The sequence below is a fragment of the Comamonas sp. CMM02 genome (genome assembly GCF_014851485.1).
In the GTDB taxonomy this organism is placed as follows: Bacteria; Pseudomonadota; Gammaproteobacteria; order Burkholderiales; family Burkholderiaceae_C; genus Comamonas; species Comamonas avium.
In genome coordinates this window covers 647,726-659,917 of the sequence record NZ_JACUZW010000003.1, presented here as the reverse complement: position 1 = coordinate 659,917, position 12,192 = coordinate 647,726, and the positions used below count along the sequence as shown (strand labels likewise).

The window sequence follows — 12,192 nt, the reverse complement described above, 5'->3', positions numbered from 1 at the left end:
ATGGACCTGACAATGCGCCATCAGGCCACTTTGGGTGAACGGCAGACCCATCGAAATGTGAGCCGGTGGATCTGGCCGTTGGGTCGCTTAGCTGTTGGCTGCGAAGTCGCCGTAAGCAGTTTCATCCATCAGGCCATCGAGCTGGCTGGGGTCGCTGAGCTTGACCTTGAAGAACCAGCCGGCGTTCAGCGGGTCGGAATTGGCCAGCGAAGGATCGGCGCGCAGGGCTTCATTCACTTCCACAATTTCGCCCGTCACGGGCATGTAGACGTCGGCGGCGGCTTTGACAGACTCCACCACGCCAGTGATATCGCCTTGCTGGAAGGTGGTGCCCACGGCGGGCAGGTCTACAAACACCACATCACCCAGCGCGTCCTGGGCGTGGACAGTGATGCCCACAACAGCCGCCTGCGGGTTGGCGGCGTTGATCCATTCGTGTTCTTTGGAAAACTTGATGCTCATGAGGTAGAACTCCGGTACTCAATTAACGTTGGCAGGTCATGACATGCATGGGCATGTCTGAATGGCTGACACTTTAGCGGTTTGCAATGACTGTGGCGCGCTACAGCACCAATACGGCCTAGTTTTTGCGATAGCGTGTGCCTACAAAAGGCAGTGGAACCACTTCCATGGCAACCGGTTTGCCGCGCACCAAAGCGTCAATGCGCGTGCCGATCTGTGCATGTGCCGGTGGCACATAGCCCATGGCGATGGGGCGATCTAAAGTGGGGGCCAATGAGCCGCTGGTGACATAGCCGATGGCCGCGCCATCAGGAATGTGCAAAGGCGTGCCATCGCGCACGGGCACCCGCTCCATGGCGTGCAGGCCGACGCGCACGGTATCTACCGGGGCGCTGCCTTCAATTTGTGGCAGCACCACATCGGCTCCGATAAAACCTGCGGCACGCTGGCCGCCTGTGCGACGTACTTTGGGAATGCTCCAGTTAAGCGTAGCCTGGGTTGGTGTGGTGGTGGCGTCCATGTCGGTGCCGTACAGGCACAGACCGGCTTCCAGCCGCAGGGTGTTGCGTGCGCCCAAACCTGCGGGCTGTACGCCGGGCTGTTTGAGCACCCAGCGCGCAAAGGCTTCAATATGGCTGGCGGGCAGCGAGATTTCAAAGCCGTCTTCGCCGGTGTAGCCGCTGCGTGTGATGTAGCCGCGTGCGTCCTTGAAATCAAAGGGTGTGCCCTGCATGAAGCTGAGCAGACTGGTGGCTGGCACGGGACGCTGCAGCACCGCCCCTGCTTGCGGGCCTTGCAGCGCAAGCAGGGCCATGTCTGGCAGGGCTTGCACCGTACATTCATGGCCGATGTGTGACTGAATCCAGTCCAGATCTTCGTGCTTGCAGTTGGCATTGACGATGAGCAGGTAGTCCTGGCCGCGGTTGACCACCATCAGGTCATCCAGGATGCCGCCGTTTTCGGCCAGCAGCAAAGCGTAGCGCTGGCGGTTAAGACCGAGATCCATGACGTCAATGGGCAGAATTTGCTCCAAAGCCGCAGCGGCAGAAGGGCCGCTGACACTGATCTGCCCCATGTGCGAGACATCAAACAGGCTGGCCTGCTCACGCGTATGACGGTGCTCTGCTACCAGGCCTTGCGGGTATTGCACGGGCATTCGGTAGCCTGCAAAGCGCACCATGCGTGCGCCGAGTTCTTCGTGCAGTGCATGCAGGGGGGTGTCGAGCGTGTCAGGGTCAGCCGGGGGAATACTGGTCATAGCCTCGTCCTCGTTCAATTGTTGGAACGATTCTAGGTGCGAGGCTGGCGCTTGTCGCTGCGCATTGTTGCTTGGATGCAGCGCTAGCCTCAACGCCCATGGACGATGCAGTCAGACAGCCTGCACAACACGTTGAACATAAATAAAAAGGAGCTACCAACGCTTGTGTTTAAAAGGTTTTAGATGAAAAAGTATCTGAAACCGTTTGCTTGTAAGCGTTGGCAGCTCTCTTTTTAATAAATCAGTCAATCCGTCAATCAGACTGCGGACGCACTTCAAAGTAGCAGCCGTCTTCACCGCCCAGGCCTTGCATACCGGCCTCAGCGGCTGCGCGTGCAGCTTTTATCCAGCGGTGGTAAATGGCTTTGACTTCTTCGGTGATCTCTTCTGGGGGCGCGTCTTCCAGGCTTTCAATAGTGCGCAGCGCGTGGGCCACTTGGGGCTCTCCGCCGAGCTGGCGCGCCAGTGTGCGGGCGTAGCGCGCTTCAGCACGCTGGCGCTCGTTGTCGGGCAGGCTGGGGTAGTCGCACAGGGCAACGGTAAAGCAGGGCAGGTCTTGGGGAGTAGAGGTTGCAAACATAGGTATGTATAAAACAACAGTGACTGTATGAATGTACAGTTTTTTGATGGCGCTGTGTAAATTTTTTCTTGGTGCATTCACTAGGCTTTGGCTTCGCCATGGCGACAGGCCGCAGGCGCGTTGCCCACGCACAATGAAATCGAGACCTGTCCCGTGACTTTTCCCTTCACTTTTCAAGCTATCGCAGGAGATACAAGCTATGACACGCAGCGTGCAACAACTGTTTGACCTCAAAGGCAAAACCGCTTTGGTAACCGGGGGCTCACGCGGTTTGGGGTTGCAGATGGCGCAGGCGCTGGGCGAAGCGGGTGCGCGCGTGGTGCTTACGTCGCGCAAGGCGGGGGATCTGGAGCAGGCGGCAGACATGTTGAAAGCGCAGGGCATCAACGCGCAGTGGATTGCCGCCGATTGCGCTAATGAGGCAGACATTCATCGTCTGGTGCACGAGACCACGCAACTTGTGGGGCAGATAGATATTTTGGTCAACAACGCGGGTGCCAGCTGGGGTGCGCCTGCAGAAGACCACCCCACGGCGGCGTGGGACAAGGTGATGAACCTGAATATTCGCGGCTACTTTTTGCTCAGTCAGGCGGTGGCAAAAGCAGGCATGCTCGAGCACGGCGGGCGCATTATCAATCTGGCATCGATTGCTGGCCTGGGCGGCAACCCGGTGGAGATGAAAACCATTGCCTACAACACCTCCAAGGGTGCGGTGCTGAACTTCACCCGTGCACTGGCTGCCGAGTGGGGGCCGCGCAATATCAATGTGAATGCGATTTGCCCCGGTTTCTTTCGCACCAAGATGGCTGAGGTGCTGATTGACACCATGGGCGAAGATGTGATGACCAGCCGTGCACCGCTGCGCCGCCTGGGTGACGATGAAGGCTTGAAGGGACTGACCGTGCTGCTGGCCAGCGATGCAGGCAAGCACATTACCGGCCAGTGGGTCGCAGTGGATGGTGGCGTGAGTGCGGTGCTGGGGTGAGCCATCGCGCAATGAGAATGTCGCCATCACCGCAATGTGACATCTTTGTGTCTCGCGCACAGGCTGCACGCCGCTATGCTTGCGGCGATTTCTTAAGCGCCCACGGAGACAACCTATGCTAAGTTTTGGCAACCATCCCATTCCCTTTGTGAACCATTTGGGCTTTACGCTGCACAAGATGGAGAACGGTGAATCGGAACTGCGCTACACCGCCCAACCTGAGCACCTGAACACTTTTGATGTGACCCACGGTGGTGCCAGCATGACGCTGCTGGACGTGACCATGGCAGTGGCAGCACGCAGTCTGGAAAGTGATGACTTTGGCTGCGTCACCATTGAAATGAAAACCAGCTTCATGCAAGCTGCACGAGGCCCTTTGGTAGCCAAGGGGCTGGTGCTGCACCGCACCAAGACCATGGCTTACTGCGATGGCAAGGTGTATGACAGTGACGGTCGTTTGTGCACCCATGCAACAGGTACCTTCAAGTACATGCCGCGTACGGTAAAGCCTGGCCAAAAAGCGGGCCAGACACAGACGGTCATTGCTACGGATTGACTCTCAGGCCAGCAGGCGCTGGCATGAGTTCTTTGAATGAAATTGCCCTCTAACGCTTGTTCATCAAGCGCTGTTAGCTATTTAAAAGGAGATAAACCATGCCACGCAATCAACAAATCCTGCTGGACAACCGCCCGCAAGGCGAAGCTGCGGTCAGCAACTTCAAGCTCGTAACTGTCGATACGCCTGCGCTGCAAGAGGGGCAGGTACTGGTGCGCCACCACTACCTGAGCCTGGACCCCTACATGCGCGGTCGCATGAATGACTCCAAAAGCTATGCAGCCAGCCAGCCTTTGGGCGAGGTCATGATTGGCGGCACTGTCGGTGAGGTGGTGCAAAGCCGCCACGCCAAGTTCGCAGTAGGCGACAAGGTGGTTGGCATGGGCGGCTGGCAGGAGTACAGCGTGGTGGATGGCGATGCCCCCGGCATGCTGCGCAAGGTCGATACCCAGCACGTCCCGCTGTCGTATTACCTGGGCGCCGTGGGCATGCCCGGTGTCACGGCCTGGTATGGCCTGGTGAAAATCATCAACCCCAAGGCGGGCGAGACCATGGTTGTCAGTGCCGCTACCGGGGCGGTTGGCAGTGCTTTTGCCGCCTTGGCCAAAGCCCGTGGCTGCCGTGTCGTAGGTATTGCCGGTGGGCCAGAAAAATGTGCCTACGCAACCAACGAGCTGGGCTTTGATGTGTGCATTGACTACAAGCTGCACCCAGATGTGAAGTCCATGAGCAAGGCGCTCAAAGAGGCTTGCCCCAACGGTATTGACGGCTATTTTGAAAACGTGGGCGGCCACATTCTGGATGCGGTGCTGCTGCGCGCCAATGCGTTCTCGCGCATTGCCATGTGCGGCATGATTGCTGGCTACGACGGCCAGAGCCTGCCTTTGCAAAACCCGGCTCTGATTTTGGTCAACCGCATGAAGATAGAGGGTTTCATCGTCAGCGAGCACATGCAAGTGTGGCCCGAGGCGCTGACCGAGCTGGCCACCCTGGTGGCGCAAGGCAAGCTGCGCCCACGCGAGACCATTGCGCAAGGTATTGAAAGCGCACCACAAGCATTCCTGGGCTTGCTCAAGGGCAAGAACTTCGGCAAGCAACTGGTCAAACTGGTCTAAGCAACCGCGCAAAGGCAGCCATGTGCTGCCTTTTTTACGTGCCACCCCTTCGTCATAAAAAAACCTAGGTCATAAAAGGAGACAAACATGCTCAATGGATTGGCGGGCAAGACCGCCGTGCTGACTGGCGCAGGTTCAGGCTTTGGTCTGGAGTGCATGCGCATAGGTGCCAAAGCAGGCATGCGCCTGGTGCTGGTGGATGTGCAGGCCGATGCATTGGCCAAAGCCGCTGAGCAAGCGCGCAGCCTGGGTGCCAAGCAGGTGATGGCCTGCAAGGTGGATGTCAGTGATGCCCAAGCCATGGAAAAACTGGCCGCAGAGGTGCAAGCCACCTTGGGCGCTCCCCACTTTGTATTCAACAACGCTGGTGTTGGCGGTGGTGGTTTGCTGTGGGAGCAATCCGTGCGCGACTGGGAATGGGTGTTGGGCGTGAACCTGTGGGGCGTCATTCATGGTGTGCGTCTTTTCACACCCATGATGCTGGAGGCAGCACGGCAAGACCCCAGCTGGCAGGGCCACATCGTCAACACCGCCAGCATGGCCGGTTTGCTGGCGCCGCCCAATATGGGTGTGTACAACGTCAGCAAGCATGCCGTGGTCAGCCTGACGGAGACGCTTTACCAGGACCTGCGCCTGGTGACGGACCAGGTGCACTGCAGCGTGCTGTGCCCCTACTTTGTGCCCACTGGCATTGCCCACAGCGAGCGCAACCGCCCTGATGTGGTCAACCCGCAGGGCGTCACCACCAGCCAGAAGATTGCGCGTGCCATGTCGCAAAAGGCGGTCAGCTCAGGCAAGGTGACGGCGCAAGACATTGCCAGCAAAGTGTTTGCAGCCATGGCTGATAACCAGTTCTACATCTTCAGCCACCCGCATGCGCTGGGGAATGTCAAGACGCGCATGGATGACATTCTGGAGATGAACAATCCCACCGATGCTTTTGCCGATCGCCCGGAAGTGGGCGAGCAATTGCGCGCAGCGTTGCGGGCCACTCCTACTGCCTGACCGGGCTTGAAGCATGCAACAGCCCCGCTGAGCGGGGCTGTTTTTGTATGCAGGCTGTGAATTGCTGACGACTTCACCAATAAGTTGGTGTGAACGGTGCCAAGCAGTGTTACAAATCTGTTCGCTCCATCGACTGGGAAACATTCGTGCGTGAATGCTAAACAGAGGTGAGTGCGCATTCCATCTGCGCGTGTTGCTATGCATTTCCCCTATTTTTCGCCCAATGCTTTACACAAGCGCAACATTGCGGGCTGAGAATGGCATCGTTTTCCGAATCTTTGATTGCTCTCATGACGTTTGCTTCTGCCTTTTTACGTGCCGCTGACCGTTTGCCGGATCATTTTTTACCTGCGCACCAGCAGTTGCAACGCACAGCAGGCATGGTCGCCGTGATGTTGGCAGTCGCCTTGCTCAGTGCTTGTGGCAACAAGTCCGATGCACCCGAGGCACAGGCAGCATTTGCCAAGGTGGGCGTGGTCGTTTTGCAAAAGCAAAGCCAGGTTCTGGATACCGATCTGCCCGGACGCACCAACGCATTCTTGAGCGCTGAAGTGCGGCCTCAGGTCAGCGGGATCGTGCAAAAGCGGCTGTTTACAGAAGGCGGCATGGTCAAGCAGGGGCAGCCCCTGTACCAGCTGGATGCATCCAGCCTGCGTGCAGCAGAGGCCAGCGCAGTGGCCGCGTTGGCCAAGGCAGAAGCCAGCCAGCAAACCCTGGAAGCAACGGCACGCCGCAATGCCCAGCTGGTCAAGATTACTGCCATCAGTCAGCAGGCATTTGACGAAAGCCAGGCCGCTGCCAAGCAGGCGCGCGCTGATGTGGCAGTGGCCAAGGCCAATGTCGAAACGGCCCGCATCAACCTCAAGTACAGCCGCATTGAAGCGCCCATTAGCGGGCGCATCAGTCTGTCTAGCGTCACGCCTGGAGCGCTGGTCACGGCCAACCAGACCACACCGCTGACTTCCATTGTGCAGATGGACCCCATGTACGTGGACTTCACCCAGTCCACCGCAGATTTGCTGCAATTGCGCAATGACTGGGCCGCAGGCCGCTATCAAAAAGTGGAAGGTGACCGGGTTCCCGTGCGCATCCGGCTGGAAGATGGCAGCACTTACGGGCATGAAGGCAAGCTGGAGTTCTCTGGCCTGATCGTCAACACCACCATGGGTACGGTCACGCTGCGTGCGGTGGTGCCTAACCCCGATGGCATCTTGATGCCCGGCATGTTCGTGCAGGCACAGCTGCCCACGGGTCTGGCCCCCGAAGCTATCTTGGTGCCCCAGCGTTCGGTCACGCGGGACTTGACAGGGCGCCCCAGTGTGCTGGTGGTCAAGAGCGATGACATCGTCGAAAAGCGCACGGTGGAGCTGGGGCGTGCAATAGGCGTGAACTGGCTGCTGGACAGCGGCCTGCAGGCCGGAGAGCGCGTGGTGGTTGATGGCTTTCAGCGCATCAAGCCAGGCGATCAGGTCAATGCCGTGGAGATTGATCTGAGCAAGCGGGCGGCTGATAAGCCAGTGGACCCCAAAGCCGCCGCCGCTGCACTGCGTGCTGCCAACTCCTCGAAGTAATAGCTAAGGTCGCAGTTCATGGCGCAGTTTTTTATCAACCGGCCCATTTTTGCGTGGGTCATTGCCATCGTCATCATGCTGGCGGGGGCGTTGTCCATCTTTACGCTGCCGCTGGAGCAGTACCCCGACATTGCTCCGCCGCGCGTGACGATTGGCGCGCAGTACACCGGGGCCTCGGCCGAGACGGTCGAAAACTCGGTCACCCAGATCATTGAGCAGCAGCTCAAAGGTATCGACAACATGCTCTATATGAGCTCCACGTCTGATGCCTCAGGCCGTGCGCGTACCACGCTGACCTTTGCCCCGGGCACCGACATTGACGTGGCCCAGGTGCAGGTGCAAAACAAGCTGCAGGCAGCCATGAACCGGCTGCCAGATGCCGTGAAAAGCCGCGGCGTGTTTGTCAACAAGGGCGGGCAGGATTTTCTGGTTACCTATAGCTTTTACTCCACCGATCCTTCCATGGACCAGGTGGACATTGGTGACTACCTGAACTCCAACCTGGTGGATGTGATTGGCCGCATCGACGGTGTGGGCGATATCAACGTCTTTGGTACCAACTACGCAATGCGCATGTGGATGGACCCGGCCTTGATGCAAAAGTATGCATTGATGCCTTCGGACCTGATCAGTGCGCTGAATGCCCAGAACGCGCAGGTCTCAGCCGGTCAGCTGGGGGCTTTGCCTGCGGTGCCAGGCCAGCAGCTCAACGCAACCATTACGGCGCGCACCAAGCTGCAGACGGTAGAGCAGTTTGAAAACATTGTGCTCAAAGCGGCACCGGATGGCTCCGTGGTCACCATGAAAGATGTGGCGCGCGTAGAGCTGGGGGCCGATGGCCTGACTGTCAAGGCCAAGCTCAACGGCATGGTGGGTGCCGGTTTGGGCATTGTGCTGGCCGATGGTGCCAACGCCATGCAGGTGTCAGATGCGGTCAACGCAAAGCTGGCCGAGCTCAAGCCTTTCTTTCCCAATGAGATCGATTATTTCGTCAGCTCAGACTCGACGCCTTTTGTGCGCGCCTCCATCCACGAAGTGGTCAAGGCGCTGGCAGAGGCCATGCTGCTGGTGGTGATCGTGATGTTCATCTTCCTGCAGAACTTCCGGGCCACGCTGATTCCGGCCATTGCTGTGCCTGTGGTGCTGCTGGGCACTTTGGGCGTGCTGTCGGTGGCGGGCTACTCCATCAACACCTTGACGATGTTTGCCATGGTGCTGGCCATTGGCTTGCTGGTGGATGATGCGATTGTGGTGGTGGAGAACGTTGAGCGCGTCATGCACGAGACGGGCCTGTCTGCCAAAGAAGCGACCAGGCAGTCGATGAAAGAAATCACCTCAGCGCTGATTGGCATTGGCGTCACGCTGTCGGCAGTGTTTGTGCCCATGGCCTTTTTTGGTGGATCGACGGGTGTGATTTATCGCCAGTTCTCTATCACCATCGTGGCGGCCATGGCCTTCTCGGTATTCGTCGCGCTGACGCTGACACCCGCGCTGTGCGCCACCATCTTGAAGCCCCCATCGCAGCAGGGCCATGAAAAGCTCATTCGCCGTGGCTTGCTGGCCTGGAATGACCGGTTCTTTCGCTGGTTCAACCACCACTTTGACGCCACCGCAGCGCGTTACCAGCGCACGGTGGCATGGAGCCTGCAACGCGCCAAGCGCATGATGCTGATTTTCCTGGTGGTTCTGGCTGCGGTGTGGCTGCTGATGAGCCGCCTGCCCACGTCTTTTCTGCCTGATGAAGATCAGGGCTTTGTCAGCGTGAGTGTCAATCTGCCTGCTGGCGCTGCCGATGCACGCTTGCAGGAGGTGCTGGACCAGGTGCGTGAGTACTTTGCGCAGCAGCCCGATGTGATCAGCTTTAACCAGGTCTCGGGCCTGAGCGGTGACCAAAGTTCGGCCCGTGGTTTTGTGCGTCTCAAACCTTGGGATGATCGTCCTTTGAGTTCGCAATCGGCTGCAGCGATTGCACACCGCGCAACCGAGGATCTGGCCGCCATTCGTGACGCCCGCATCTTTGTGCTGCTGCCGCCAGCGGTGCGGGGGCTGGGGTCTAACTCTGGTTTTAATTTTGTTCTGAAAGACATCAATGGACTGGGGCACACAGCATTGCTGGATGCCAAGAACCAGTTCATTGCCGAGTCGCGCAAGCACCCGGAGCTAACGCGCGTGCGCTCGACCAATCTGGATGACGCCACGGAGCTGCGACTGGACATTGATGACCGCAAGGCTGCGGCCTTGAATCTGTCGTACAGCGATATCAACAGCGTGCTCTCCAGCGCCATGGGCGGCACCTATGTGAATGACTTTTTGAACAATGGCCGCGTCAAGCGTGTGTACATCCAGGGTGATGCGCAATACCGCATGCTGCCGCAAGACATTGCCAAATGGAGTGTGCGCAACAAGAACGGAGAGATGGTGCCTTTCAGCGCGTTCTCCAGCACCTACTGGGCCTATGGCTCGCCCCAGCTCATGCGCTACAACGGTGCGCCGGCCTATGAGCTCGAGGGAAGTGCCGCACCGGGTGTCAGCTCGGGCGTGGCAATGAAGGTGGTCGAAGACATTCTCAAGACCATGCCCAACGGCATTGGCTATGAATGGACAGGCGCTTCGCTGCAGGAACGCCAGTCTGGTGCACAGGCTCCGCTGCTGTATGCCATCTCTATCCTGTTCGTGTTCTTGTGTCTGGCCGCCTTGTATGAAAGCTGGACCGTACCGCTGTCAGTGATGCTGGCGGTACCGCTGGGGGTGGTGGGTGCGCTGCTGGCCACTTACACCCGGGGCCTGACCAACGACGTGTACTTTCAGGTCGGGCTGCTGACAACGGTGGGCCTGGCCTCCAAAAATGCCATCTTGATTGTGGAGTTTGCGGTGCAGCTGCAAGAGCAGGGCAAGAACCTGTTTGATGCCACCGTAGAAGCTGTGCGCATGCGCTTGCGTCCCATTTTGATGACGTCGCTGGCCTTTGGCTTTGGCGTGGTGCCACTGGCCATTGGCTCGGGCGCTGGTGCTGGGGGGCGCAATGCCATTGGTACTGCGGTGCTGGGGGGCACGGTGGCCTCGACCGTGCTGGGCCTGTTCCTGGTGCCTGTGTTCTTCTTGCTGGTGCGCAGCTGGTTCAAGAGCCGATCGCGCATTGAAGACGCACCTACCAACCCACAGGAACCTGTCGCATGAAGACGTATTTGACCTTGCGGCCTGTGGTGGCCGCAGCAATGGCTGCAGTTGCACTGTCAGCCTGCAACCTGGCCCCGAAGTTTGTACAGCCTGCACTGAGTGTGCCCGAGACCGTATCGGCTCAGGCGGGCACGCCTGTGGTGGCGAATGCGCCCGCGCTGAGCTATGCACAGGCGCAGGCCTGGATCCAAAGCAGCCAGCTGCGAGAAGTGGTGGCACTGGCGCTGACGCACAACCGCGACCTGCGCATTGCCGTAGAAAACATCGAAAAAGCACGGGCCCAGTACGGCATCACACGGGCTGACTTGTTGCCCAGCATTACGGCGCAGGGGCAGGGCACGCGCAGCCGTACCAGTGCAGATCTCAACAGCAGTGGGCAGTCCAGCATCAGCGAGCAATTTACGGCGCAGCTTGGTTTTACCAGCTACGAAATTGATTTCTGGGGGCGGGTGCGCAATCTGAGCGAAGCGGGATTGCAGGCTTTTTTGCAGTCTGAAGAAAACCAGCGAAATGTACAAATTGGCCTGGTAGCGGACGTCAGCAACGCCTGGCTGAATCTGGCTGGCGACATGGCACGCCTGCAGCTGGCAAAAGACACCTTGGCCAGCCGCGAGAAAGCCTATGCACTGACCCAGCGCATGTTTGAGATTGGCTCCACCTCCGGGCTGGTGCTGGCACAAAACCTTTCTACGGTGGAGACTGCGCGCGCCGATGTGGCTGCCTTTACATCGCAGGTAGCCCGAGACCGCAATGCACTGCAGTTGCTGGTGGGCGGTGTGGTAGCTGCTGATTTGCTGCCCACTGCGCAGACGCTGGTGGTGGCAGATGCCAACAACCTGGCCTTGCTGCCGATGCCAGAGCAATTGCCATCAAGCGTATTGCTCAAGCGCCCCGATGTGCAGGCTGCCGAGCACAACCTGCGCGCCATGAACGCCAACATTGGCGCTGCGCGCGCCGCCATGTTCCCCACCATCTCGCTCACGGGCAGTGTGGGCTCTGGCAGCCGCGAGCTCGATGCCCTGTTTGGCAGCGGCACTGGCACGTGGAGCTTCATGCCGCAAATCAGGCTGCCTATTTTTGATGGCGGGCGCTTGCGCGCTGGCGTTGAGGTGGCCAACGCAAACCAGCGTATTGCGGTGGCGCAGTACGAAAAGGCTGTGCAGACCGCTTTCAAGGAAGTGGCCGATGCGCTGGCTGACCGCTCGCAATGGGGAGAGCGGCTGGGTGCCCAGACGGGCATGGTGCTGGCCACGCAAAAGGCGTTTGACTTGTCTGAAGCACGGTTTCAGGCCGGTGTTGACAACTACCTGACCGTGCTGGACGCCCAGCGCAGCCTGTATGCCGCACAGCAAACGCTGATTACGCTGCGCCTGGCCGAGCAAACCAACCGCACCACGTTGTGGAAAGTGCTGGGCGGGCAGGAAGTGCCGCTGCAGTAATGCGGTGCTGGCAGGCGCTGCATGCTGCACGGCGCCCAGCAAAA

10 protein-coding genes are annotated in these 12,192 nt (G+C 58.9%); 7 read left to right on the top strand and 3 right to left on the bottom strand.

Translation table 11 applies throughout. The features are described 5' to 3' along the window. Window positions 1-87: 87 nt before the first annotated feature. The 3 genes from gcvH to IB213_RS12525 form a co-directional block, all read right to left on the bottom strand. Window positions 88-462, bottom strand: coding sequence for a glycine cleavage system protein GcvH (gene gcvH / locus IB213_RS12535; RefSeq protein WP_192406855.1), 375 nt, complete (start codon window positions 460-462; stop codon window positions 88-90). Window positions 463-580: 118 nt separating this feature from the next. Next, window positions 581-1,720, bottom strand: coding sequence for a glycine cleavage system aminomethyltransferase GcvT (gene gcvT / locus IB213_RS12530; RefSeq protein ID WP_192406853.1), 1,140 nt, complete (start codon window positions 1,718-1,720; stop codon window positions 581-583). A gap of 253 nt (window positions 1,721-1,973) precedes the next feature. Beyond that, entirely contained in the window at window positions 1,974-2,300 is a 327-nt protein-coding gene (locus tag IB213_RS12525; RefSeq protein ID WP_192406851.1) for a hypothetical protein, read from the bottom strand. Window positions 2,301-2,499: 199 nt separating this feature from the next. On the opposite strand from IB213_RS12525, the gene IB213_RS12520 reads away from it, so the two are divergent. From IB213_RS12520 to IB213_RS12490, 7 genes are all read left to right on the top strand, one after another. After that, window positions 2,500-3,285, top strand: coding sequence for an SDR family oxidoreductase (locus tag IB213_RS12520; protein ID WP_191721633.1), 786 nt, complete (start codon window positions 2,500-2,502; stop codon window positions 3,283-3,285). A gap of 115 nt (window positions 3,286-3,400) precedes the next feature. After that, a complete protein-coding gene (locus tag IB213_RS12515) occupies window positions 3,401-3,841 on the top strand; it encodes a PaaI family thioesterase (protein WP_192406849.1) in 441 nt (146 codons plus the stop codon). A gap of 98 nt (window positions 3,842-3,939) precedes the next feature. Beyond that, window positions 3,940-4,956 carry an NADP-dependent oxidoreductase gene (locus tag IB213_RS12510; protein WP_192406847.1) on the top strand — a complete coding sequence of 339 codons (1,017 nt, stop codon included), beginning with the start codon at window positions 3,940-3,942 and terminating at the stop codon, window positions 4,954-4,956. 87 nt (window positions 4,957-5,043) lie between these two features. Further along, on the top strand, window positions 5,044-5,961 hold the full coding sequence (locus tag IB213_RS12505) for an SDR family oxidoreductase (RefSeq protein WP_192406846.1): 918 nt from the start codon (window positions 5,044-5,046) through the stop codon (window positions 5,959-5,961). A 380-nt stretch (window positions 5,962-6,341) separates the two neighbouring features. After that, complete coding sequence (locus IB213_RS12500) at window positions 6,342-7,532, top strand: efflux RND transporter periplasmic adaptor subunit (protein ID WP_225213954.1); 1,191 nt, start codon at window positions 6,342-6,344, stop codon at window positions 7,530-7,532. Between the two features lie 18 nt (window positions 7,533-7,550). Next, window positions 7,551-10,709 (top strand): efflux RND transporter permease subunit, encoded by a 3,159-nt coding sequence (locus tag IB213_RS12495; protein ID WP_192406845.1) that lies wholly within the window; start codon window positions 7,551-7,553, stop codon window positions 10,707-10,709. After that, window positions 10,706-12,148: an efflux transporter outer membrane subunit gene (locus tag IB213_RS12490; RefSeq protein ID WP_192406844.1), complete on the top strand. Its 1,443-nt coding sequence runs from the start codon at window positions 10,706-10,708 to the stop codon at window positions 12,146-12,148. The genes IB213_RS12495 and IB213_RS12490 overlap by 4 nt, the downstream gene beginning before the upstream one ends. Window positions 12,149-12,192 lie beyond the last annotated feature (44 nt).